Here is a 24377-nt window from a genome sequence, read left to right as displayed (position 1 = left end):
CCGGGACCGTCACCTCAGTGCGACTCGGCGCGCTCGCCGTCCTGCAGCCTGGCGGTGAACTGTTGCTGGAACTGCTCGAAGGTCATGCCCTGCGCGGCCGCCTCGGCCTGGGCGGCGTGCTTGAGGTCGTCGGAATAGACCAGGCGCACGTTGGTGCCGGCGCGGTCGTGCAGCTCGGCCGCGCGCAGGATCAGGGCCAGCACGTTGGCCGCGCTGTCCGATTCACCGGCGATGCGGCCGTTCATGCCCAGCACCCATTGGCCATCGCGGCGGACGATGCCGGCCAGCAGCTGCTTCTGGGCGTCACGGAGTTCGGCATGCGGTTCGATCGGGGACGCCGGGCCGGCGGCCGCTTCGGCCTGGTTGCGGGCCCGTTCTTCGCGGCGTTTGCGCGCATCGCGGCGCTGCTTGGAGGTGATCGACATGACATGAGACCGACTGCGTGATGGCGTTAGGTTAACCGCTTCGCGCCCCGTCGGTCCCGCGATCGGTTCAGGCCGCCTGCGCCGAAGCCATCACCTCGGAAGCAATGCGGTAGGACTTCACCCGCGCGGCGTGGTCGTAGATGTTGGCCGCGATCATGATCTCGTCCGGGCGATGGCGGTCGATGAAGGCCGCGATGCCGGCGCGTACGGTGGCCGGCGAACCCACCACGCTGCAGGCCAGCGCGTTCTGCACGCCGAGCTTTTCATGCGGCTGCCAGAAGTCCTCGATGTCATCGATCGGCGCCGGGATCAGGCCCGGACGGCCACGGCGCAGGTTGACGAAACTCTGCTGGGCGGTGGTGAACAGGCGCTTGGCCTCCTCGTCCGTGTCGGCGGCGATCACGTTCAGGGCCAGGATCGCGTACGGCTGCTGCAGATGGCGCGAGGCGCGGAAGTCGCGGTGATACACCGCCAACGCCTGGTCCATCGCATCGGGCGCGAAATGCGAGGCAAACGCGAACGGCAGCCCCAGCTGCGCGGCCAGGGTCGCGCTGAACAGGCTGGAGCCCAGCAGCCATACCGGCACGTCGATGCCCGCACCCGGCACGGCCTGAACCAGCTGACCCGGCTGGGCCGGGGCGAAATAGCGCAGCAGCTCGGTCACGTCGGCCGGGAACTGGTCGGCCCCGTCGAAATAGCGGCGCAGTGCGCGCGCAGTGGGCTGGTCGGTCCCGGGCGCGCGGCCCAGCCCCAGGTCGATGCGGTTCGGGTACAGCGAGGCCAGCGTGCCGAACTGTTCGGCCACCTGCAGCGGCGCGTGGTTGGGCAGCATCACCCCGCCCGAGCCGACCCGGATGGTCGAAGTGCCACCGGCCACGTGCCCGATCAGGACCGCGGTGGCGGCGCTGGCGATGCCCGGCATGTTGTGGTGCTCGGCCAGCCAGTAGCGGTGATAGCCGAAGCGTTCGGCGTTGCGCGCCAGGTCCAGCGTGTTGGCGAAGGCCTGGGCCGGGGTGCTGCCTTCGCACACGGGCGCCAGGTCCAGCACGGAATAGGGAATCGTCGGGATCGATGTACTCATGGCCCAAAGATGCGGGCGATCGACGCGTGCTTCCACCCCTGCCAGTGCGACGCTGTATTCAGCTCAGCAGGTCGTACGGGCCACCCTTGGCCAGCGCGCGCTGGTAGGCCGGTCGGGCGTGGATGCGTTCGATGAACCGGGCCAGCAGCGGATGGCCGTCGAAGCCGAACCGCGCCTGCGCCGCTTCCAGCGGGAAGCTCATCTGGATGTCGGCGGCACTGAAAAATCCTGTCCGGCAAACCACTGGCTGCGGCCCAGTTCGGCTTCCAGGTAGTCCAGGTGCAGCTTCACCTGCGGCCGCGCGAAACCGGCCAGCGCCTTGTCGGCGATGCCACGGGCGATGGGCCTGGCGAAGAACGGCATCGGCGCGCTGCGGATGCGGTTGAACACCAGCGTGACCAGCAGCGGCGGCATCAGCGACCCCTCGGCGTAATGCAGCCAGTAGCGGTAGCGCAGGTGGGCATCGGTGCCGGGCGTGGGCGCCAGGCTGCGGGCCGCATCGTAGGTGTCGACCAGGTATTCGATGATCGCGCCGGATTCGGCCAGCAGGCGGCCGTCATCCTCGACCAGCGGCGACTTGCCCAGTGGATGGATCTTCTTCAATTCCGGCGGAGCCAGCAGCGTCCGGGGATCGCGCTGGTAGTTCACCACCGTGTAGTCCAGGCCCAGTTCTTCGAGCAGCCACAGCACCCGCTGCGAGCGCGAGTTGTTCAGATGGTGGACGGTCAGCATCGTCGGTTACCGACAAGGGGGGCCAGGCCGATGATAACCGGCCCCTGATTTGCACCACGTCACAGTTATTTTTGGATATCGTGCACATGTCGAATCAGGGGCGACATGGAATGGGTTGGCTCAACGGCCGGGTCGATGACCTGGCACCGGAACAGCGTCGGGCGCTGATTGCGCAGCAACGCGAGCAGTCGCATCGCTACGTGGCGATCCTGTTCCTGTCCATGCCGCTGCTGTTCCTGATCGGCGGCCTGCGCGACCTGACCCAGGACCTGCACCTGGCGATCACGAGCCTGCCCTATCGACTGGCGCTGTCGGCGCTGACGGTGAGCCTGGGCGTGGCCATTCGCCGCCGCTGGTTCAACGGGGATATTCCGACCCTGCTGGCGATCATCGGCCTCGCCGCGATCAGCATCGGCACGGTCCTCAGCGTGCAGGTCGAGCCCGCACGCATGAGCCTCGTCCATGTCGTGCTGATGCTGGCGGCGGTGCAGGTGCTGTCGCTGAGCGTTCGTCTCTGCGACGCGGCGCTGATCGCCGCGGCGCTGACCCTGCCGCTGGCCGGGTTACTGGCCTGGCAGCAGGCACCGCCGGGAATCTGGACGACCTCGCTGGGCGCGGTGGTGCTGGGCGTCTGTGCGGGGCTGTTCATGCGGCGCCAGCGGCTGCAGATCGCGCTGGAGCTGTTCGAACTGCGCAACCAGCTGGAACTGCGCGTCGAGCTGGACATGCTGACCGGCCTGCTCAACCGCGAAGGCTGGTTCCGCAGCGCCCGCGAGGTGTTCACCCTGACCCGGGCGGCACGCAAGCCGCTGGCGCTGGCCTACCTGGACCTGGACCACTTCAAGCGCATCAACGACGACTTCGGCCATGCCGCCGGTGATGTCGCGCTGGCTTCGGTCGCCGACATGATGCGTCGGCACGGTCGCCGCCAGGACATCGTCGGACGCCTGGGTGGCGAGGAATTCGTGGTGTTGATGCCGGGCGCCAACGAGCAGACCGCGGTGCAGCTAGTTCAGGATCTGTGTGAAGCGGTCCGGACCGTCCCGGCGCCACGACCGATCACCTTCAGTGCCGGCGTGTGCCAGGTGCGCATCCAGGAAAGCCTGGAGGATGCGATCCGCCGTGCCGACCATGCATTGCTGCGGGCCAAGCGCGAAGGCCGCGACCGCGTGCTTCGCGCCAACTAGCGCGCGGGTTTCGCGTCAGTCCGCGGACGCGACCGGTGACAGGTCGGGCTTGAGCGCCACGCGTTGGTCGAACACGAAGCACGCGCCATCGTAATGACGGCCGCCGACCTGCTCGAAATAACCCAGGATCCCGCCTTCCAGCTGCAGCACGTTGGTCATGCCGGTGTCGTGCATCCACAGCGCGGCTTTCTCGCAACGCACGCCGCCGGTGCAGAAGCTCACCACCGTCGCTTCGGCCAGCGCCTCGCGGTGCGGGGCCAGCGCGTCGGGCAGCTCGGTGAAGTCGGTGATCGGCAGGGTCAGCGCACCGGCGAAGCTGCCGTGGCCGAACTCCTCTTCGTTGCGGGTGTCCAGCAGGACGACCGGCTTGCCCGCGTCGTCATGGCCCTGGTCCAGCCAGCGGGCCAGGGCCTGCGGCGACACCGCCGGTGCCCGTTCGCGCCCGACCGGCGCGGTGCCGTCGTGGCGGAAGGTAATGATCTCCGGCTTGACCTTGGCCTTGAGCCGGGCGAACGGCAGCGTCTCGCTGAAACTTTCCTTGACCAGCAGCGTGGCAAAGCGTGGATCGGTCCGGACCTGGTCCAGGAAGCCACGCAGCGCGGCCGGCACGCCGGCCAGGAACAGGTTCAGCCCCTCCGGCGCGACCAGCAGCGTGCCCAGCAGGCCAGCCGCCTCGGCACGCGCATGGAGCGCGTCGGCCAGGGCGCGGGGATCGTCGATGGCGACGAAGTGGTAAGCGGCGATATTCAGGACCATGGCGCGCATTTTAGCTGCTCGCCCATATCGGAGGCCGTCGCCCTGGTCAGCGCGGCGCCCCCCGGGCCTTCAGTCGCGCAGTCCGGAGGACGACGGCCGAATCCAATCCGGACGCGGCCTGGCGGCGGGAGTGGCGAAGATTCGGGCGCTCCTACAAAGCCCGCTCAGCCCAGCAGCCACCACGGCAGCGCCAGGGTCACCACCACGATCACCAGGATCACCAGCAGCACGCCGACCACATACAGCGGTCGTCGGCGCAGCTGATCGGCAAAGGTGTCGGCTTGTCCGTCGCGGCGTGCCTGTTCGGCCGCCGCGCGGGCCTGCTCGCCGCGGGCCTGCTGGTAATCGGCCATCAACGCCTTGGCGCGCGGCAGTTCGGCGTCGTCTTCCAGCCAGAGGCCCCCGTGGGAAATCCCCCAGCTGCTCGGCGTGGTTTCGTAGAAGGCGATGCGTTCGCGCACCAGCCACGCACGGACCTCGTCGGCTTCGTCGTCGGGAACATTGCGCAGATTGAGCAGGAGCTTGGCCATGTGCACAGGATAGCGGCCTGCTACCGTGTCGCGCTTCCAACCTCGAACAAGGAGCGCGCGATGCGCCTGTGGACTCCCTTCGCACTGGCGCTTGCGCTGGCGGCCTGCACCCCGGCCAAGCCGCCGGTCGAACTGCACGGCAGCGTCGCCACGCTGCAGGTCAACGACACCACGCCCGGCACCGGCGCCGTGGCCACTGCCGGCAGCAATGTCACCGTGCACTACACCGGCTGGATCTACGACGACACCAAGCCCGACAAGCACGGCGAGAAATTCGACAGCTCGGTCGACCGTGGCGAACCCTTCAGCTTCCCGCTCGGCGGCGGCACCGTCATCAAGGGCTGGGACCAGGGCGTGGCCGGCATGAAGGTCGGCGGCAAGCGCACCCTGCTGATTCCGGCCGACATGGGCTACGGCGATGCCGGCGCCGGTGGCGTGATCCCGCCGGGCGCCTCGCTGGTGTTCGACGTGGAGCTGCTGGACGTCAAGGCACCTTGAGGCATCGCGTGATGCCCCGCGTCACACGGAACGCCAGATGAAACTCCTCGCCATCTCGGGCAGTCCCCGCAGGCAGTCGACGAACACCGCGCTGCTGCTCGCCATGCAGGAGATCGCCCCTGCCGGGTTCGACATCCGTGTGTTCGACCGGGTTGATGCGCTGCCCGTGTTCTCGCCTGATGCCGAGGGGTCGATGACACCCCCGGCGATCCTCGAGATCGCCGCACAGATCACCTGGTCCGACGCCGTGGTCATCTCCAGCCCGGAATACGTGCGCGCGATTCCTGGCGGCCTGAAGAACTTGATCGACTGGCTGGTGTCCAGGCAGGAGATCGTCCACAAGCCGATCGCCCTGGCGCACGCGTCCCATCGCGGGGACGACATGCTGGCATCGCTCCGCCGTGTCCTGTCGACGGTGAGCAGCTGCTTTCTTGAGCATCCGTTCCTGCGGATCCCGCTGCTCGGCCAAGCGCCGGAAGAGATCCGGCGCTTGCTGACCGAGGCGGCATACGCCGACCAGGTCAGGATGTTTTTGCTTCAGATCGCGGCGGCGCGTGGTGCCGGAACGCAGGCCCCTTCCCCGACGGCCGGAAAGGTCCTCCACGCGCCGTAGGGCGTTTCAGTCGGCTTCCACCGGCTTGAGCACCAGATCCTGGAAGTCGAAGCTGAAATCGGTCAGCGGCGAGATCGGCTTGATGCCGGCGCCGGTGATCTTGCCGTCGGCATCCAGGTCGAAGCTCAGGAACGCATCGGCGTTGAGCCAGCGCTCGCGCCAGCGCACCACGAAGGTGTCGTGCTGCCACGGGGTCAGGTCACCGACCAGCTGCGGGGTCTTGGAGAAGCGGATCACCAGCTTGCCGTTCTCTTGGGCAACGACGATGTCGCCGTACCAGGCGTCGCGGTAGGTCTGCGCATACTTGGCCAGCGGCAGCGACGGTTTGGACTTGGCATCGCGCGCAGCCTGGTGCTTCTTCCAGCCTTCGTCCGCATCGCCCTGCGACTTGGCCACGGCCTTGGCGTAGGCCGCATTCCAGTCGGTCTTGGGCGCGTCCAGGTACGCATCCAGCGCGCGCAGGGTCACGGCGTTGAAAGCCGCGCCCACTTCCTGGTTGGTCAGCACGATGATGCCGAGCTTTTCCTGCGGCACCAGGGTGATGCGCGAGACCATCCCCGGCCAGCCGCCCGTATGCCAGACCAGCTTGCGGCCGCGGTAATCGGACAGCATCCAGCCTTCGCCGTAGCCGAAGTAATTGGGCTTGGTCGCGGCCAGCTCCGGCACCGAAGGTTCATTGACCGGAATCGGCGTGAGCATCGTCCACATGTCGGCCTGGCGCTTGGCGCTGAACAAGCGCTTGGCGCCCTCGCCCTCACCGGAGATCACGCCGCCGTTGAGCTGGGCGATCACCCACTTGGACAGGTCGTGGACGCTGGAATAGATGCCGCCGGCGCCGCCGACGTTCGACCAGGTCATGCGCGGTGCGGGCTGCAGATCCTTGAAATCGGCCTTGGCGTGGCCGGTCGCCACGTCGTCGCCGGCTTTCAGGTCATCGCTGTTGTAGACCGTGTCGTCCATGCCCAGCGGCTTGAAGAAACGCTGCTGCAGGAACTGCTTGTACGGCATGCCCGAGGCCTGTTCGACCACCAGCTGGGCCACGCCGAACAGGATGTTGTCGTAGGCGTACTGGTAGCGGAAACCGCCCTTGATCGGCACGTCCTTCAAGCGCTCGGCCACCTCCTTGTTGGTATAGGTGGTCGTGGGCCAGTACAGCAGGTCACCGGCGCCCAGCGACAGGCCGCTGCGATGGGCCAGCAGGTCGCGGATGCGCATCTCGTGGGTGATGTTCGCATCGGACATGCGGAACCACGGCAGGTGGTCGATCACGCGGTCGTCCAGGCTCAGCTTGCCCTCGTCGGCCAGCATCGCGATCGAGGCCGAGGTGAACGCCTTGGTGTTGGACGCGATGGCGAACAGCGTTTTCGCATCCACCTTCTCCGGCTTGCCGAGTTCGCGCACGCCGTAGCCGCGCTCCAGCACGACCTGCCCGTCCTTGACGATGGCCACGGCGATGCCCGGCACATCGAAGGTCTCGCGTGCCTGGTCGACGTAGGCGTCGAAATCCTGCAACTGCGCCGGTGGCGGTTCGACGCTCAGCGCCTGCACGTCGGGCGCGGCACCCAGCAGGCCGGCCGAGAGCAGCGTCCCGGCAAGGATCGGCATCACACGCATCAAGGTTTCCCCGATTTCTTGGAAAAGACAGCCTCGTACGATAGCGGCATGCCGCCGCGGCGGGGTCTGCCATCGGTCATGCGCACGGGGGCTTCATAATGGCGAGATGTCCGCAGCACCCCAACACACCCACACCCTGGCCATCATCGGTGGCGGCCCCGCTGGCCTGATGGCCGCTGAAACCGCCATCGCCGCCGGCCTGTCCGTCGATCTATACGAGGCCAAAGGCTCGGTCGGGCGCAAGTTCCTGATCGCCGGCAAGGGCGGCATGAACCTGACCCACTCCGAAACGCGTCCGGCCTTCGATGCGCGCTACCGCGAACGCGCCGCCGAAGTCGGCGCCTGGCTGGACGATTTCGATGCCGAGGCACTGCGCGTGTGGGCCGCGGGCCTGGGCGTGGAGACCTTCGTCGGCAGCTCAGGCCGGGTGTTCCCGACCGACCTGAAAGCCGCGCCGCTGCTGCGCGGCTGGGTGCGCAGGCTCAAGGAACAAGGCGTGCGCTTCCATGTGCAGCACCGCTGGACCGGCTGGGACGATGCAGGCGCATTGCACTTCGACACGCCCGAAGGCCCGGTCAACATCAATGCCGATGCAACCGTGCTTGCCCTGGGTGGCGCAAGCTGGCCGCAGCTCGGATCCGATGGCGCCTGGCAGCCGTGGCTGGCCGCGCGCGGCGCGGAGGTCGCGCCGCTGAAACCAGCCAACTGCGGCTTCGACATCGCCTTCAGCGCACACATGGCCAAACACGCCGGTGCGCCGCTCAAACCGGTGATCGCGCACTGGCGCGATGCGTCAAGGCAACGCGCACGCCCAGCAGGGCGAATGCGTGCTGACCGAATCCGGGATCGAAGGCAGCGTGATCTACGCCATCGCCCCGGACCTGCGCGAGGCCATCGAACGCGACGGCAGCGCGCGGCTGGAACTCGATCTGGCACCCGGCCGCGACCTGGACCGCTTGCTGACCGACCTGTCACGCCCGCGCAAGGGCCGCTCGGTCGGCGAGCACCTGCGCCGCGCCGCAGGCATCGAAGGCGCCAAGGCGGCGCTGGTGTTCGAAGTCACCGAGACCGCCGCACGCAACGATCCTGCGCAGCTGGCCAATGCAATTCATCGCCTGCCGCTGACCCTGCAGCGCGCACGCCCCGTCGCCGAAACCATCAGCAGCGCCGGTGGCATCCGCCTGGAGGCATTGGACGTATCGCTGATGCTGGACGTGTTGCCGGGCGTGTTCTGTGCCGGCGAGATGCTGGACTGGGAAGCCCCGACCGGGGGCTATCTGCTGACCGCATGTTTTGCGAGCGGCCGCCGCGCCGCGAAGGGCGCGACGGCCTGGCTGCAAGGCCGGTAACGCAAGCGTTTCAAGGCCGGATTGGTCGTCCGCACGGGCCGGAAGGAAGTTCAACTTCAGCCCCGGCGGGAGCGGACGTGGGCGTATCTTGGCCATGCCAGTGTTCAAGCCCGGTGACGCATCCGCTTAACCTGGATGACAGCGTTCAGCCCATCCGCCGCAAGCCTTGCAGCGACAAGGAAAACCGATACGGGCCCACGATCACCAGCACCCGGAATACGCATTTGCACAGCGACGGGCGCCGCGCGTTCACCGCCGCAAAGGGTCAGGACGGCAGCCCGCCGCGCGTGACCCGTCGCAGGTTCGCCCGCGCCGCCGCATCCAGCCGTGCATGGAAGAAATCGCTCAGGTAGATCCGCTCGCGTGCCAGCAGCCCCTTGAGGAACTCCCGCCGCTTGCGCCGGAAGATCCAGCCCGGCACCACCGCTCCGTATTCCTGCGCGATGCCACGGTCGTAGGCATCAAAGGCCTCGGGTGAGGCGGCCAGGATCGCCATGTCGCAATCGAGGAACAACGCCGCTTCGGCATCGACATCGGCCGGCGCCAGGCTGCCATGGCGGGCGGTCAGTTCGATCAACTGCACCACGCGCGCCGCGTCGATGCCCATCTCCGGCGACCAGTGTGCGATCTGTTCCTGCGCCAGCCGTGCCGAACGCGCTTCGTTGTCGCCCCGCCCGGCTTCGTAGATCGCATCGTGGTAGAGCACGGCCAGCTGCACCTCGCGCGGCTGGTACCAGCCCGGTCCGTCGGCCACGGTGTCGTAGTGGCGCAGCACTTCCAGCACGTGCTGGAAATTGTGGTACGCCCGCGGCGGCGTTGCGTAAGCGGCTTCCAGCGCGGCGCGCTGGGCTTCGGGAAGACGGAGGATGGCAGCGTGCATGGGGGCATTCCTGGGTGCGGCTGCAGCCTACACCGCGGCCGCCTTCGCCGTTCCCACCGCGCATTTAGCTGGCCTTGTGCGTTGTAACCGTTTCCGACGCTGGAACCCCGGAATACCGCCTGCCCGTGCGATTTTTTCTCATGCGGCATTCATGCAAACCTGCAATAAATGGACACATTCAACAGGGGTCGATGGTCGACCAGGACGACGACGATGCACCCGCTCCGCTCATTGGCGCCCCGCGCGCTCACCACTACCCTCGCCGGCGTGCTGCTGCTCGGCAGCGTCGCATCACTGCAGGCACAGGACAAACCCGAAGGACGCGGCGCGATGATGCGCGAGCGCGCCGAACAGGCGCGCCAGAAGCAGAACGACAACCGCGCCCAGCAACAGGACCGCCAGAACGAACAGAAAGCGCAGGCGCAACAACGCGCAGACCAGCAACGCCAGCAGGCCGAGCAGCGCAACAACCAGCGTGCCGATGCCATGCGCGCGCAGCAGCAACAGCGCCAGCAACAGCAGGAGCGCCAGAACGATCAGCGTGCCCAAGCCCAGCAGCGCGCGGAACAGCAACGCCAGCAAGCCGACCAGCGCGAACAGCAACGCGGGGACCAGTTGCGCCAGCTGCGCGAGCGCAATCAACAGCAACAGGCGCAACGCCAGCAGACAGCCGAACAGGAGCAGCGCCGCCAGGCCGACCAACGCAACCAGATCCTGCAACAGCGTCGCGATCAGCAGCAGCGCGATGCAGGCCGCGAGCAGGCCCAGCGCCAACAGCAACTGGCCGGGCAGCAGCAACGCAGGCAGGACGACGATCGCGCTGACCAGCAGCGCCTGCGCGAATTGCAGCTGCGCCGTGACAACGATGCCCAGCGCCAGCGCCTGGAACAGCGCAATGCTTCCCAGCAACCGGGCCAGGACCGCCGCGCGCCATCGCGCAACGAAGGACCGCTGCCTCCGGGCATGGGCGATCCCGTGCCGCGCGATACCCCGCGTCGCCCCACTGCCGACCGTAACGATCGCGACGACCGCCGCAACGAACAACTGCAGCGCCTGAGCCGCGACCAGCAGGAGCGACGCATCCGCGACGAACGCCAGCGTGCCGATCAATATCGTCGCAGTCAGGACGAACGCCGTCGTCTGGCCGAACAGCGCACGCGCGACCTGGAGCGCCAGCGCCGCCACGCCCAGTACCGCTACCAACAGGATTACTACCGCCGCTTCTATGCGCAGCAGGCACGCTGGCAGGCACGCGGCTACGACTACAACCGCGACCCCTACTACTCCACGCCGGCGAGCTATCGCTATGGCTGGGGCGGCGTGTTCTACGAAACCAACCGCTATGGCGCCGACCTGCTGCGCCAGGCGGTGAACTATGGCTACAACGAAGGCTTCGAAGCCGGCCGCGCCGACCGCCAGGACGGCTGGGGTTTCAGCTACGACACGCCGTACGCCTACCAGGACGCCAACTATGGTTATTACGGCTATTACGTCAGCCAGGGCACCTACAACCACTACTTCCGCGAAGGCTTCCGCCGCGGCTATGAAGACGGCTATTACAACCGTTATCGCTACGGCACCCGCGAAAGCAATGGCAGCTACGTGATGCTGGGTGCGGTGCTGGGCACGATCCTGGGACTGACCCTGCTGAACAACTGAGCCGCGCCTTCAGGCATCGGCCCGGCTCATGCCGGGTCGACGTCCCGATGTAGCCCAGGCGTGTCGTCGGAAGCTGGCCCCGGCCTGTCGGCCACGGCACCGATGATGCGTACGTCCTGCGGCGTGGCCAGCGCGATGTGCTGGTCATCCAGCGCCGTGAGCAGGCGGAAGAACAGCTCGCTGCGCGTGGCATAGACCAGGCGCGGGCTCTGCACGTAGGCGTAGCTGTTGATCGCCACCATGCCGTTGGCGATCGAGTCGATGTAGACCGACGGCGCCGGATCGGTCAGCACGCCTTCATGCGCGGCGTACAGCGCCAGCAGCAGTTCGCGCACCCGTGCCACGTCGGTTCCCAGTGGCACATGGAACTGCAACTGCACCCGGCCCAGCGGGCTGGCCATGGTCATGTTGCGGATGGTCTTGGTGATCAGTTCCGAGTTCGGAACGATCAGGGTCGATTTGTCGCTGACCTGGATTTCGGTGGAGCGCACGTTGATGCGGCGGATATCGCCCTCGGCATCGCCGATGCGGACCCAGTCGCCAATCTTGACCGGGCGCTCGGCCATCAGGATCAGGCCCGAGATGAAATTCTGGGTGATCGCCTGCAGGCCGAAGCCGATGCCCACGGACAGTGCACTGGCCACCAGTGCCAGCTTGGCCAGGTCGAATCCCAGCGGCACCAGCGCCCACAGGCCGACCACCAGGATGCCCAGGTAACGCATCACCGCCGCGATCGAGGCCCGGGTGCTGATGTCCAGCTCGGTGCGCGGCAGGTAGGTCTTGGTCAGCCAGCGCTGGGAGGCCTTGACCAGGCTCATCCCGATGACCACCACCACGATCGCCTTGAAGACGCCGACCGGCTCCACCGGCACGCCTGCGATCTTCCAGGCCTGCCTCGCCTGGTCGATCCAGCCGGTGACGCCCGAGAGGTTGGCCCCGTAAGGCATCAGCAGCGCACCGATCACCACCACCGCCAGCCACAGGCGCAGCACCGCCGACAGCAGCACCGCGGCCTGTTCCATGTGGCTGGCACGCAGGCCCAGCGCGGCATTGGTCGCCCTGCCGAAGCGACTGTCCGGCTTGAACAGCCACTGCGACACGTCGTCGACGAACATCATCAATGCGCCACCGGCACCGCAGACCACCACCGCCCAGATGATCTGGCTGGTGGCGAAACGCGCGAAGTTCACATAGCCCAGCAGCGCGCCCACCAGTGCTGCAGCCACCACGAGCTGTGCCAGCAGCGAGATCAGCACCACCACACCGGAACGGAGCGGCGCCTCGACCGGCACGGATGCCGCTGCACGCCCTCCTTCTGCCAGCTCACTTTCAACCGGGCCGCGATGGATACGCAACAGGCTGACCAGTATGGCGATGACCAGTGCCACGAACACCAGCGCGATCACGCCATCCACCACCACGGTGGTCACCGTGGTCGTGCGCGCGGTGCGGTTGATCTCGGTCAGCAGGCCGCTCAACCAGACCACGATCGAGGTCAGCCAGGCATAGCGACCGAGCTTGACCGCGGTGGCATCGTCGAACGGCAGCAGGCGCCAGGACGGCTGCCTGGGCAACAGCAGCGCCACGCTGACTGCTCCGACGAAGGCCGCGAAGAACGTCACCCGCACGACCCCGTCCGCAAGCGCGCTGAGGTCGGCGGGAATCGCGTCGATGCCACGCAACGATTCGACCAGCACCCACGCCGCCAGCGTCGGCATGATCGTGCCCACCGTCAGGATCCACACCGCCAGCGCCGACCGCCGCAACCGACTGCCGGGGGCGCGCTGGATCACGTAGCGCTGGCCAAACCAGCGCAGTCCCAGCGCGCCGGGCAACAGGATCAGGATGGCGATGATCGCACCGGCCAGCGGCGCCGCGCGGCCGTGGGTTGCGACCGCATCGCCGACGCTGTGCCGAAGGTCATCGCCCAACGCACGCGCACGCTGCAGGTCGTCCGGCAGCGCCTGGCCCATCTGCTTCCACAGCGTCACCGACAGCGGCGACTCGACGCGCGCGAACAATTGCTCGGCCTGCCGTTGGGCGCGCATCTTTTCGATCTCCGCGGCCAGCTGCTGCGCTTCCACCGATAGCAGCCTGGCGCGCTTGATCGCACCGTCCAGGCGGTCATGACTGGATTGCAGCTGTTTGCGCTCGGCAGCGATATCCGCCGGCTCCTTGCTGCCGGGGGTCACTTCGCCCAGCTGTTTCAGGCGTTCGTCGATCTGGTCCAGCTGCGGCTGCAGTGCGACAGCCTGGGCATCGGCCTGGCGCTGCTGATCGGCCACCTGGTCGCCCAGCGTGCGCAGGACATCGGGCGTCTCGGCGGCGTCTTTCTGGTCCTGCAGCTTGTCCAGCGCCCCTTCGATCGCATCGATGGCCGCATCCGAACCGGGCGCAGGTGCGGGGGTCTGGGCCACGGCCACGACGCCCAGCTGCAGCAGGAGAAGCAGCGCGAGCAGATAAGGCCGGAATCCGGCAGTCAGGCGATTCTTCAAGGGCACGGCGAGGTCATGGCAAAAGCGCGGGACTCGCGCAGGTCGCGATGATAGAGCAGACCCCGTTTCCCGCCTGCCAAGGCGCCTGCGTACTCCGCGAAGCGCCTGCCTCGGACCACTCAGCCGACGATGTGGCCGACCAGTGCGTCGTACTCCGGGGGGATCGGTTCGGCATGGGCCGGGCGTTGCAGCAGGTCGTTCAACGCGGGCGGCACGGCTACGGCACCGACCAGCGGCTCGACCACACTTTCGAACTTGGCCGGGTGCGCGGTGGCCGCCACCGCCCAGTCGCCGGCAGCGCCCTCGTTGCGCAGGTCTTCCAGCACCTTGAGTGCGGTGGCCGTGTGCGGGCAGAACACCTCGCCGAAGTGGCGATACCGGCGTGCAATCAGCAGGCGGATCGCATCGTCGTCCACGCTGGCCGAGGTGAACGCCGCCCGCAGCGCGGCGTCGTCACCCTGGTACAGCCAGCGCAGGCGTTCGAAGTTGCTCGGCGCACCCACGTCCATCGCATTGGCGATGGTCGCCACGCTGGGCTGGGGCGCGTAGTCGTTGCCGGCGAAGTAATCCGGCAGCACGCGGTTGGCATTGGTCGCCAGCACGATCCGGCCCAGCGGCACGCCCAGCGCGCGGGCGATGATCGCGGCCATCGCATTGCCCAGGTTGCCGGTGGGGATGACGAAATTCAGTGCGTTGCCGGTCTCGGCGCGGTGACGCAGCGCAGCGTGCGCGTAATAGCTCATCTGCGGCAGCAGGCGGCCGAGGCTGATGCTGTTGGCCGAACTCAGCGGTGCACGCGCCTGCAATGCGGCATCGTTGAGCGCGCGCTTGACCAGCGCCTGGCAGTCATCGAACGATCCTGCCACGCGCAGCGCGGTGATGTTGTCGCCGAAGCAGCCAAGCTGGTGCGCCTGGCGCGGCGACACGCGGCCGTCCGGATACAGCACCACCACGCGCAGGCCCGGCTGCTGGTGGAAGGCTGCGGCCACGGCCGCGCCGGTATCGCCGGAGGTCGCGACCAGGATCGTCAGCGGCTTTGCATCGGCGCCGCGCAGGCGGATCAGGCACTGCGCCAGGAAACGCGCGCCGAAATCCTTGAACGCCGCGGTGGGGCCATGGAACAGCTCCAGCACGTGGTCGCCGGGCGTGGCCAGCGGCAGCAGTGGCGCGGGGAAATCGAAGGCGGTTTCGCAGATCGCGGCGAGCTGCCCTTCCAGCCCATCGCCGGCGAAGAACGGCTGCAGCAGCGTGGTCGCGGTCTGCGCGAGCGTGTCGCCGGGCTGCAGGTCGCGTGCGGCCGGCATGGCTTGCGGCACGTACAGGCCGCCATCGGGCGCCAGGCCGGCGGCGATGGCATCGCTCAGGTTGGCAGCGGGGGAAGCGTTACGGGTGGAGATGAAGTTCATGGATGGATTCCGAGGTCAATCAATCGCGCGCACCGCCCATCGCGCGGAGCTTGCTCCGCTGGGGCTTCTGGCGACGATGGGAACAAAAGGCAATCGTAGAGCGGAGCGCGCTCCGCTGGGGACGTCCCCGCGATCTGGATGAAGGGCAGCGGAGTCCCCAAAAGGGGATTGATACAAGCTCCGCTCTACAAGGGCAGAAGCCGGCATCACAGCAGCTGCGCGCCCGGCGCACCGATCCGCGATACCCAGGCCTGCGATTCGAAGCCGGCCGCGGCGAATGCCGCCTGCACCGCCGATGCAGCGGCTTCTGCCGAAGCACGCTCCTCGAACCAACCGAAAATGCTTGGCCCCGCGCCGGAAATGCTGGCGCCCATCGCGCCGCCCTCCAGCATCGCGGCCTTGGCCGCATCGAAGCCGACGATCAACGGCGAACGACGCGGCTCGACCAGCACGTCTTTCAACCCGGCCCGCACCAGCGCAGCGTCACCGGCATGGCAGCCGGCCAGCACCAGCGCCAGGTTGGCACTCTGATGCACGAAGTCTTTCAGCGCGTACGCACCCTGCAGTGCGGCGCGCGCGCGACGGGTTTCCAGGATCGCCTCGGGATGCACCAGTAAGCTGTGCCAGCCTTCGGGCACGGGCACGCTGACCAGGTGTTCGGCCGTGGCCAGGACCAGCCCACCGAGCAGCATCGGACCGAGGTTGTCGCCGTGCTTGCCGCCACTGGCGACCGCCTCGCCGACCAGCGAAAACGGATACAGCGCCTCGCGACTCAGCGGCGCATCCAGCACCGCGTTGGCCGCCACTAGCGCGGCCACGCACGAGGCCGCCGACCCGCCCATGCCCGAGCCCAGCGGAATGCCCTTGTCGATCTCCATCTCGAATCCGAATGGCAGCGCCAGTGCTTCACGCATCGCGATCAGCGCGGCGCCGGCCGTGTTGGACGGCGCATCCAACGGCAGGTCGACCGTGGCGCCACGGATCGCGGCGATGCGCACGGTGGGCTCATCGATGCGACGTACGGTGACGGTGTCGCCCGGGCCCTCGATCACGTGGCCCAGGATGTCAAAACCCACGCCGACGTTGCCGACCGAAGCCGGCGAAAATGCACGTGCTTCCAGCCTCACAGGCGCGCCCCCTGCCCGGCCGCCACGCGCAGCACGTCGGCGAACACACCCGCCGCGGTGACTTCCGGACCTGCACCAGGCCCCTGCACGATCATCGGGTTGTCGCTGTAGCGGCGCGTATTGAACTGCACGATGTTGTCGGTCAGGCGCAGGTTGGCGAACGCATGGTTGGCCGGCAGTTCCACCAGGCCGACGCTGGCGCCGCCTTCGTGCAGGCGGGCCACGTAGCGCAGCACGTTGCCGGACGCCTTGGCATCGGCCAGGCGCTTGGCGAACGCGGCATCGACCTCGCCCAGGCGCGCCATGAAATCCTCGACGCTGGCCTGGCGCAGGGATTCGGGCACCAGGCTTTCCACCTGCACGTCTTCCAGCGACATCGCGCGGCCGGCATCGCGGGCCAGGATTACCAGCTTGCGGGCGACATCGGTGCCGGACAGGTCATCGCGCGGGTCGGGTTCGGTGTAGCCCATGCTGCGCGCCTGCGCCACCAACTCGGAGAACGGCACGCTGCCGTCGAATTTGTTGAACAGCCAGGCCAGGGTGCCGGAGAAGATGCCTTCGATGCTGTTGACCACATCGCCGGTGTCGACGATATCGCGCAACGTGGTGATCACCGGCAGGCCGGCGCCCACGGTCGCTTCGTAGCGGAAGCGCGCGCCGCTGGCGGCCGCCGCTTCGGTGATGGCCTGATAGCGCGCCAGCGGACCGGCGCCAGCCTGCTTGTTCGGCGTGACCACATGGATGCCAGCGGCCAGCCACTGCGCGTAACGATCCGCCACGGCCGGGCTGGCCGAGCAGTCGACGATCACGGTATGCGGCAGGTGCGAGGCCAGCAGGTGATCGGTGAACTGATCCAGGTCCAGCGCCTGGCTGGATTGCTCGAACGGTACCTTCCAGTCGCCTTCGATACTGCGATCGGCCAGCAGCATGCGCTTGCTCGATGCGACCGCGCGCAGGCGCAGGTCGACGTTGGCCTTGCCCAGCAACTGCGGCTGCGCGGCAGCCAGCTGTTCCAGCAGCGCGCGACCGACATTGCCCGGGCCGATCACGCCGACCGCGAAGGTCTGCGGCGACAGCCAGAAACCGGCATGCGCGGCGCGCAGTGCCTTGGTCGCGTCGCTGCTGGAAATGGCCACCGAGATGTTGCGCTCCGACGAACCCTGCGCGATGGCCAGGATGTTGACCCGGGCGCGGCCCAGCGATTCGAACAGGCGCGCGGCCACGCCCGGCATGCCGGCCATGCCGTCACCGACCGCGGCCAGCACGCTGACGCCATCGGTGAGCTGCACGCGCTGGATCTGGGCGATGGACAGTTCATGCGCGAACGCGGTCAGCAGCGCGGTCCGTGCACGCGTGGCGTCGATGGACTTCACCACGCAGCAGATCGAGTGTTCCGACGAACCCTGCGAAATCATCACCACCGACACGCGTGCTTCGCGCAGCGCGGAGAACACGCGCTCGGCCGTGCCCGGCACACCGATCAGGCCGGTGCCTTCCAGGTTCACCACGGCCAGGTCGGGCGACAGGGTCAGGCCCTTGACCGGGCCGGCCGCATCCTTGCGCGCAGTGATGCGCGTGCCCGGATGCTCGGGCTGGAAGGTGTTGCGGATGATGATCGGCAAGCCGCGTTCGATCGCCGGCGACATGGTCTGCGGATGCACGACCTTGGCGCCGAAGTAAGCCAGTTCGCAGGCTTCGTCGTAGCTCAGCGATTCCAGCTGGACCGCTTCGGGCACCACCCGCGGATCGGCCGACAGCACGCCGTCCACGTCGGTCCAGATGTGCAGTTCCACCGCGTTGAACAAGGCGGCGAAGATCGCGCCGGTGTAGTCGCTGCCGTTGCGGCCCAGGGTGGTGATGCGGTTGGCGCGGTCGCGGGCAACGAAGCCGGTCACCACCACGCGTTTGGCGGGATTGGCCGCGCGCCACTCGGCCAGGCGCTGCGCGCTGACCTCCCAGTCCACGTCTACGCCCAGGTCGTTGCGGTCCACCACCAGCACGTCGCGCGCGTCCAGCACCGCGCAATCTTCACCGCGGCTACGCAGGTGGTCGCCAAGCAGGCGCGCCGAATACACCTCGCCCAGGCCCTGCACGCGCTCCAGCACTTCGGCAGGCAATCCACCGATCACCGCGAGCGCCTGCATCACTTCGGCCAGCGTGTCGAACTGGCCGTCCAGCCATTCCACGGTCGGGCCGGAATCCTCGCCCAGCAGCGACACGGCGGCGCCACGATGCCGCGCACGCAGCTCGTGCCAGCGTTCGCGCCAGTCGGCCTGGTTGTCGGCCGACCGCGTCGCCAGGTCGATCAATGCATCAGTGACGCCCTTCATCGCCGAGACCACGGTGATCTGCTCGTCCTCGTCGCGCGCCAGCAGCAGATCGGCCACGTGGCGGTAACGGGTGGCATCGGCCACGGAAGTGCCGCCGAACTTGTGCGCGACGGTTTTCAGCGTTGGGGAGTTGGCGACAGGTGCGGCAGGCGACGACATGGGGACCTCAGGGTTGAAAGAGGCCTCGCGCGCATCAGGATGTGGGGCTCCCGCATCCTGATCCGGGTGCGGGGCGGTGGTAGCGGAAAACTTACGCTGGCACGGCCATCCACACCCGGAAACCCCGGGTGGTGGTGGTAATGGTCGTGGTGCCGGTCACACGCGTGCCGAGCGCCGCAAGGGATGCGGCAAGGTGGCTGGCGGTGGTGGGCAGGTGCGTCATGGGCGGCTAATGAAACCCATGCGTGAAGCGCTGTCAAGCGCTGTGAAACCAGGCATTTGATCGTTTCACGAGCAACTTCGACACAGGCACACCCGCGACCACCCGGTGCCGCGCACCACCCGTTGCAAACGCCGGAAAGGGTCTTGGCCCGGTGCTCGATAGGCCTGCGACCAGGGCCACGAAAAAGCCCCGCCTGGGCGGGGCTTTTCAGGTGCAGCCTATGCAACCTCAACGTCCGTGTGCGTTGAGCAGCAGGTCGGTGATCAGGCCACTGGCCAACGCGACCAGGATGTAGTCGCCATGCTCGTCACGGACCCAGCGATGGCCCCGTGGCGGCTCACGCAATCCGCGGCCGCGCCAGTCATCGACAAACTGACGATTGCCGTCGTAGTGATCTCCCCGGTTCCACTGCCTGGGACCACCGCGATCATCACCTCGTCGGTCATCGCCGCCGCGGTTGTCACTGACCCGATCACCGCCACGGTTGTCGCCACGACGGTCATCGCCATGCTGTGAGTCGCGGTGATCGCCGTCGCGCCCGCGATCCTGCTGGCCCTGGCCATCCTGACGGTCGTCGTACTGCTGGGCGAAGACCGGCGATGCCAGGCCCAATGCCATGACGCAAAAAACAATGGATGCAGATTTCGATTTCATGGAGCGCCTCTCCTTGCTAGATGACTGACAACAGCGTGTTCCAATCAACCTGAATGCAGCAGCGCTTCTGCACTGACAAGAAATGTAGCGCGACTGCCACGAACCGGCACGTGACGCACTGGTGACCCCGAGTGGATTCGAACCACTGGCCTTCCCCTTAGGAGGGGGATTGTCAGGCTATATGCATCAATGCTCTTGGCTGATGGTGTGACTGAGTTGCGACCAAATTAGACATAGAAGGTGGAAGATGGCGGCAGAAAACGAGACAGCTGTCCAGTTTCTTTACCGGGAGACCGGCGATGACAAATGGCTAGACCCCTCCTATGCCAGGCGACACGTCGGGCCCGGAATGGCGGCGTGGTGGCGACGTAAGGAACGTGCAGAGAGCCAAAGGGCGGAATTGAAGCTGCGCCGCGCTGATCCGCTAATGGTGTACCTCAAGCGGATGCTGTGCTCAGCAAGAAAGAACGCTGCTCGCAAGGGGCTCTCGTGCACGATCTCCGACGAAGATATTTGGACCCTGCTAAATCGGTCAGCTCGAGCCTGTGAGGTGACCAATGTCCCATTTGCGCTTGATCGACACGCCGCAGGCCGCTCGCCTCTTGCTCCCAGCATGGACAGACTGGACGACTCGAAGGGCTACAGCCTGGAAAACGTGAGGTTGGTCTGCCAAATCGCCAATCTGGCGATGAACGTTTGGGACGACAGGACGCTGCTGGACTTTATTAGTCAGGCGCGGGTTACCCCTTTGTAGACCACGTCGGCTTCGGCCTGCTGGCGATCTTCTCGGCGACCTCGGCACGCAGCCTGGCCTCGTGCCGAATGACCCAGGCCTCACAGCCCGCCTTGCCAGAATCAAAGCTCGCGCATGGGCGCGTCACCAGCGGGTCGTCAATCCCCTTCTGGCAATCAAGCCGGGCAAACCACCCGCCTCCAACCTTGTCCAGCAGCATCGCCACGACTTGGCTGTCCAGGAACAGCCCGTCCTCGACCTTGCTGTACTGCCAGCGGTATTCCCAGCGGAAGCCTTTGGGTAGGGTCATGGCGGCAGGCTACCGGGGCGGCGTCTCAGGTGGGGAGATGCCCTCCCGGCCCAGCTAGCTCCTTGCTCAAGGGGGCGCCTGCTTCAGTGCATGAGCGGCATCCGTTGCCGGTGCGCAGGCGTGCTGCCGGGAGGGCGATACCATTTTGCGCGAACCCACAACATGGTCCTATCAGCGGCCGGCGCGGCTCGGGGTAGGACTATTCCGACAGGGCAATCCATCGGAACGGAATGTCCACAATAGCTCCGACCGACGAGCTGCCTTCGTTGATGTCGAACTTGATTGTGAAGCCTGTACTTGTCTGCGAGGGAAACGAATACGCCGGCAGGAACCCGCCGCCCGAGACCGCCTCACTGACAAGGGGCATGACGATGACGAAGGGCGGATTGCTGTACGTGCCCGTATACGTGACCGACGTCGTCGCCGTGTGCCCGCCGCCGCTCACCGCCGTCGTCGAGCCGCTCTCGGCAAGTCCGAAGCCGCCTAGGAATGAAGCATCTAGGGTGCCATCGCTTCCAAGCAATGGCACCTTGCCAGCATCGCCTGATCCAGAAGATGAAAGGACACCCTTGCGGGTCTTGAGCGGAGAAGCCATCACGCCACCTCCGTCAGCGACACTTCGTCTTCGTTGAGGATGACGAACTCGGCTTCAGTCTCGGCTGTCGCCCCGCCGCCGATTGATACGCCGTAGTAGTTTGCGGTCAAGGCTCCACGCATCGCCGAAGGCGCAGGTGTAGCGAACGAAACCGCTGCGTAGAAAAACCACGGAAACCCAGAAGATTTGTTATTGACCGTCGTCGCCATCTAATCGTACCTGAAGGCAATTTTTGCAAAGGTGCTGGTGTAGTATCCGCCCCCAAGAATCGACCCGCGACACGATGCTGCAATGATGTACGTAACATCGCTTCCGTACATGTTGGTGGTAATCGTGAGCCCGGGCGTAGCGACGGAACTCATGACGGCGACTGCGCCCGTTATCGGGCCGTAGGGGTCCGGGTAGAAGGACGAAATCGGGTAAGCGTACACTGTCGCGGCACTGGTACTACGGAGGTTGTATCCTGGGCACTGAGCCGGAATGTCAGTGATCATAAGAACCGTCGAGTTGGCAACCGAAATTGCTGCCCCACAGTAGTACCCGCTATCGGAAGCTGCTGCCGCAACTGCATAATTACCCGGGCTGATTATCTCGAACCCGGCAGACGTGTATGTGCCAGTTCCCGGATCTCTTGTCCGCTCAACAACGAACGACTGCGCATCACCCGATGCTCCGCTTGACAGCACAGGATCGTTGCAGAACGAGACGTAATTCTCCCCGTCACTAGAAACGTAGAACGGGCGAGTTGCGGTCAGCGATATCGAGCTGGCCGCCATGTAAAGGTAATTGAAGTAGTTCGTATATGACGGAGTATAGGTTCCAGAAAGAACGCCAGCCCCGTTAGTTCCAGTGCCAATGGTATATCGGAGCAACAGCCGATAAGTCGAAGCAGTGTTTGAGGTTGACGGGTATACGAAGAAATCTAGCCGGACATAGATCGTCCCAAACCCATGGGACGATACGAGCCGCCTCATCTGGTAGCCAAGAGCGGTCGGGGCCGCGAGCGCCGACGCAGTCGTAGGAATGGTGATGCTCGCCGCGCTCGTGATCTGCCCGGTGTCGCTTGTCAATCCGAATCCGACAGCATCGAAGGCTGCACCAATAGCCGAAATCGCATCCCATGCCGTGGCCTGAGTTGTCGCAATAGGCAGCCAAGTGCCTGCATAAGTCGTCATTTCATCCCCTCAAAATTGCGGGCTGGATCGAGATCGCCAGCTCGGCTGTCGAGATCGCGGCGCCGACGATTTGCAGGAGTGATCCACTTGCCGAGCTGGCACTGGCAAGGGTCACAATCGCACCGCTTGTGCCGAGGACGTATGTCGTCCCTGCGGTCAGTCCTGTGGTCGTCAGAACGCCGGTATTCGTCGCCGTTGTGCCTGCGCCTGATGCACCGCCCGTGATGATGAAGAACGCGGCTGCAGTGTCGGAGCTGGCGTCGTCGGCTTTGTAGGCCAGACTATCGCTTGCGATATAGGCCAGCGCACCAGATGCGATGGCTTCGCCAAGGGTGACGGAGAAGGTCACGCCCGTCGCGTTGACAATCGGATTCAGTGGATCGGTCGCGTCTACCGTGACGTTATCTCCGGCCACAATGGACTGCAGCGCCGTATCAGCGAGCGCGCCCTGTGCTGCGGTGGCGTATTCGCTGGAATCAGTGGCAGCAGCCGTGCCTAGTGTCGGCGTGTCGGCAAGGTCGTTGTAGCTGCCCGAGGTTGCCACCGTTGCGAGGTCAGACGTGCTGGCCTTTTCATCCAAGGCGGCTTGCAGGTCGGTTTGATCAGCAAGCGTGCCGGTGATCTCGCCCCAAGCGCCTCCGCCGGCCGGGTCTGACCATTCGGTGTCGTTGTCGGTAGCGGAGACTTTGGTCAGCACCTGTCCAGCGGCACCGCCAGCGGGGACGCCGAGGCCATCAGCACCTGCGGGGCCGGTGTCGCCGGTATCGCCCTTTTCTCCTTGCTCGCCCTGCAGCCCCGCTTCACCCTGGGGGCCAGCCTCTCCTTGGATGCCCTGCTCGCCCTGAGGCCCTTGTTCACCCTGGGCGCCTTGCTCGCCTTGGGGTCCAGTCTCACCTTGCGGACCAGTGGCCCCTGTCTCGCCGGTAGCGCCAGTGGCGCCCGTTTCACCCTGCGGCCCAACGAAAGCGCCAGCATCTTCCCAAACCCCGTCCGACGAATAGACCCAGATATTGCCGTCGATTACATAGGCGTCGCCCGTGGTCGCCGTCGCCGGCAGATCGCCGGTCGAGTCAAGAACGCCGAGGACATTGAAAGCGGCGATGGTCCCGCTACTAGTCGCGGCGATGGTGATCGTGCGCGCCGCGTCGTCTACGGTCAGCGTTACGTTGTCGCCGGCAACCAGCTGTGCCTTGACCGCCGTATAGACCCGGGCTGAAGTGAAGTAGAGACGGCTAGTTCCTTCCGTCAGGTCATCCGTTGTCGCCGCCTCAGTGCCCTCCACGCGGCCATAGGCGTCGCGAGTGATCTTGACCAGCGCCGCGCCCGTGCCGGTGTCGTCCAGATCATCGAGCCGATAGCCGACTACGCCGGTCACGTCCAGCAGGTCCCACTCGCTGTCATCGGTCCATGCGTAGTAGCTGCTGTCGATCAGGTAGCCTGTGCCCGACACGCCCGTGGCCGGCAGGTCATCCGTGCTGTCCAGCTCGCCCAAGATCGCCACGCCATCCAGCAGCTTGACCAGACCCGTCCCGGCATCGAAGGCGTTATAGAGGCTGTACCAACCCTTCGCGCCAGTTGCATCGGTGCCGTAGTACCAGGTGTAGCCGGGGCTGCTGATGTCGCCGGACAGCTTGATTGTCACTGCGCCATCGGACAGCGACCCACTGACGGAAACAGAATTCCCGCCAGAGATCGTGATATTGGACAGATCAGAACTGCTGCCGGTCGAGTCCTGCAGCGCCTTGACCGCCGCAACAATCGTGCGGAAGAACGCCTGATATTGCGGCGATGCCGGGGTTCCACCGGCAATTGGCGCGGTGCCGCTAGGTTGGATGATCGCCACCAA

General features: G+C 66.3%; 22 protein-coding genes and 2 pseudogenes. 6 read left to right on the top strand and 18 right to left on the bottom strand.

Annotation, left to right across the window (positions count from 1 at the left end; all coding sequences use genetic code 11):
* Positions 1–14: 14 nt before the first annotated feature.
* From O8I58_RS18695 to O8I58_RS18685, 3 genes and pseudogenes are all read right to left on the bottom strand, one after another.
* A complete protein-coding gene (locus O8I58_RS18695) occupies positions 15–425 on the bottom strand; it encodes a hypothetical protein (protein WP_298319421.1) in 411 nt (136 codons plus the stop codon).
* 67 nt (positions 426–492) lie between these two features.
* Positions 493–1506, bottom strand: a complete 1014-nt coding sequence (locus tag O8I58_RS18690) for an LLM class flavin-dependent oxidoreductase (protein WP_298319419.1) — start codon at positions 1504–1506, stop codon at positions 493–495.
* A 58-nt stretch (positions 1507–1564) separates the two neighbouring features.
* Positions 1565–2238 (bottom strand): annotated as a pseudogene (locus O8I58_RS18685) (glutathione S-transferase).
* An 86-nt stretch (positions 2239–2324) separates the two neighbouring features.
* On the opposite strand from O8I58_RS18685, the gene O8I58_RS18680 reads away from it, so the two are divergent.
* Positions 2325–3425, top strand: coding sequence for a GGDEF domain-containing protein (locus O8I58_RS18680; protein WP_298319417.1), 1101 nt, complete (start codon positions 2325–2327; stop codon positions 3423–3425).
* A gap of 15 nt (positions 3426–3440) precedes the next feature.
* Here the strand turns inward: O8I58_RS18680 and O8I58_RS18675 are convergent, their stop codons facing one another.
* Together O8I58_RS18675 and O8I58_RS18670 are read right to left on the bottom strand one after the other, a co-directional pair.
* Positions 3441–4181, bottom strand: a complete 741-nt coding sequence (locus tag O8I58_RS18675; RefSeq protein WP_298323190.1) for a sulfurtransferase — start codon at positions 4179–4181, stop codon at positions 3441–3443.
* A gap of 164 nt (positions 4182–4345) precedes the next feature.
* Positions 4346–4711: a DUF6164 family protein gene (locus tag O8I58_RS18670; protein WP_298319415.1), complete on the bottom strand. Its 366-nt coding sequence runs from the start codon at positions 4709–4711 to the stop codon at positions 4346–4348.
* Between the two features lie 60 nt (positions 4712–4771).
* On the opposite strand from O8I58_RS18670, the gene O8I58_RS18665 reads away from it, so the two are divergent.
* Both O8I58_RS18665 and O8I58_RS18660 read left to right on the top strand, forming a co-directional pair.
* Positions 4772–5209 carry an FKBP-type peptidyl-prolyl cis-trans isomerase gene (locus O8I58_RS18665; protein ID WP_298319413.1) on the top strand — a complete coding sequence of 146 codons (438 nt, stop codon included), beginning with the start codon at positions 4772–4774 and terminating at the stop codon, positions 5207–5209.
* A 37-nt stretch (positions 5210–5246) separates the two neighbouring features.
* Entirely contained in the window at positions 5247–5822 is a 576-nt protein-coding gene (locus tag O8I58_RS18660; RefSeq protein WP_298319411.1) for an NADPH-dependent FMN reductase, read from the top strand.
* Positions 5823–5828: 6 nt separating this feature from the next.
* Here O8I58_RS18660 and O8I58_RS18655 read toward each other — a convergent pair whose 3' ends face one another.
* The gene (locus O8I58_RS18655; protein WP_298319409.1) at positions 5829–7436 is read right to left on the bottom strand and encodes a serine hydrolase; all 1608 of its coding nucleotides are present in this window, start codon (positions 7434–7436) and stop codon (positions 5829–5831) included.
* Between the two features lie 106 nt (positions 7437–7542).
* Here O8I58_RS18655 and O8I58_RS18650 point away from each other — a divergent pair.
* Positions 7543–8785 (top strand): annotated as a pseudogene (locus O8I58_RS18650) (TIGR03862 family flavoprotein).
* A 265-nt stretch (positions 8786–9050) separates the two neighbouring features.
* On the opposite strand, the gene O8I58_RS18645 reads toward O8I58_RS18650, so the two are convergent.
* Positions 9051–9665: an HD domain-containing protein gene (locus tag O8I58_RS18645; protein ID WP_298319408.1), complete on the bottom strand. Its 615-nt coding sequence runs from the start codon at positions 9663–9665 to the stop codon at positions 9051–9053.
* A 291-nt stretch (positions 9666–9956) separates the two neighbouring features.
* Positions 9957–10709, bottom strand: coding sequence for a hypothetical protein (locus tag O8I58_RS18640; protein ID WP_298319406.1), 753 nt, complete (start codon positions 10707–10709; stop codon positions 9957–9959).
* On the opposite strand from O8I58_RS18640, the gene O8I58_RS18635 reads away from it, so the two are divergent.
* Positions 10641–11324, top strand: coding sequence for a hypothetical protein (locus tag O8I58_RS18635; RefSeq protein WP_298319404.1), 684 nt, complete (start codon positions 10641–10643; stop codon positions 11322–11324). The genes O8I58_RS18640 and O8I58_RS18635 overlap by 69 nt on opposite strands.
* 26 nt (positions 11325–11350) lie before the next feature.
* Here the strand turns inward: O8I58_RS18635 and O8I58_RS18630 are convergent, their stop codons facing one another.
* The 5 genes from O8I58_RS18630 to O8I58_RS18610 all read right to left on the bottom strand — a co-directional run bounded on the left by O8I58_RS18630 (position 11351) and on the right by O8I58_RS18610 (position 19718).
* Positions 11351–13825, bottom strand: a complete 2475-nt coding sequence (locus tag O8I58_RS18630) for a DUF3772 domain-containing protein (RefSeq protein WP_298319402.1) — start codon at positions 13823–13825, stop codon at positions 11351–11353.
* 113 nt (positions 13826–13938) lie between these two features.
* Positions 13939–15225: a threonine synthase gene (gene thrC, locus O8I58_RS18625; RefSeq protein WP_298319399.1), complete on the bottom strand. Its 1287-nt coding sequence runs from the start codon at positions 15223–15225 to the stop codon at positions 13939–13941.
* Between the two features lie 206 nt (positions 15226–15431).
* Positions 15432–16352, bottom strand: coding sequence for a homoserine kinase (locus tag O8I58_RS18620; RefSeq protein ID WP_298319397.1), 921 nt, complete (start codon positions 16350–16352; stop codon positions 15432–15434).
* Entirely contained in the window at positions 16349–18841 is a 2493-nt protein-coding gene (thrA, locus tag O8I58_RS18615; RefSeq protein ID WP_298319395.1) for a bifunctional aspartate kinase/homoserine dehydrogenase I, read from the bottom strand. The genes O8I58_RS18620 and thrA overlap by 4 nt, the downstream gene beginning before the upstream one ends.
* Positions 18842–19292: 451 nt before the next feature.
* Positions 19293–19718, bottom strand: a complete 426-nt coding sequence (locus tag O8I58_RS18610) for an RcnB family protein (RefSeq protein ID WP_298319393.1) — start codon at positions 19716–19718, stop codon at positions 19293–19295.
* Between the two features lie 247 nt (positions 19719–19965).
* Between O8I58_RS18610 and O8I58_RS18605 the strand changes: the two genes are divergently transcribed.
* Positions 19966–20472, top strand: coding sequence for a hypothetical protein (locus O8I58_RS18605; protein ID WP_298319392.1), 507 nt, complete (start codon positions 19966–19968; stop codon positions 20470–20472).
* Here the strand turns inward: O8I58_RS18605 and O8I58_RS18600 are convergent.
* From O8I58_RS18600 to O8I58_RS18580, 5 genes are all read right to left on the bottom strand, one after another.
* Complete coding sequence (locus tag O8I58_RS18600; protein ID WP_298319391.1) at positions 20459–20761, bottom strand: hypothetical protein; 303 nt, start codon at positions 20759–20761, stop codon at positions 20459–20461. The genes O8I58_RS18605 and O8I58_RS18600 overlap by 14 nt on opposite strands.
* A 199-nt stretch (positions 20762–20960) precedes the next feature.
* Complete coding sequence (locus O8I58_RS18595; RefSeq protein ID WP_298319389.1) at positions 20961–21356, bottom strand: hypothetical protein; 396 nt, start codon at positions 21354–21356, stop codon at positions 20961–20963.
* Positions 21356–21565, bottom strand: coding sequence for a hypothetical protein (locus O8I58_RS18590; protein WP_298319388.1), 210 nt, complete (start codon positions 21563–21565; stop codon positions 21356–21358). Before O8I58_RS18590 ends, O8I58_RS18595 begins: the two co-directional genes overlap by 1 nt.
* The gene (locus O8I58_RS18585) at positions 21566–22531 is read right to left on the bottom strand and encodes a hypothetical protein (protein ID WP_298319386.1); all 966 of its coding nucleotides are present in this window, start codon (positions 22529–22531) and stop codon (positions 21566–21568) included. It abuts the gene before it with no gap.
* A 1-nt stretch (position 22532) separates the two neighbouring features.
* The gene (locus O8I58_RS18580; RefSeq protein ID WP_298319384.1) at positions 22533–24374 is read right to left on the bottom strand and encodes a collagen-like domain-containing protein; all 1842 of its coding nucleotides are present in this window, start codon (positions 24372–24374) and stop codon (positions 22533–22535) included.
* Between the last annotated feature and the right edge of the window lie 3 nt (positions 24375–24377).

Source organism: Pseudoxanthomonas sp. (genome assembly GCF_027498035.1).
In the GTDB taxonomy this organism is placed as follows: domain Bacteria; phylum Pseudomonadota; class Gammaproteobacteria; order Xanthomonadales; family Xanthomonadaceae; genus Pseudoxanthomonas_A.
The sequence above is the reverse complement of the archived record's forward strand: the minus strand, read 5'-3'. Positions and strand labels throughout refer to the sequence as shown.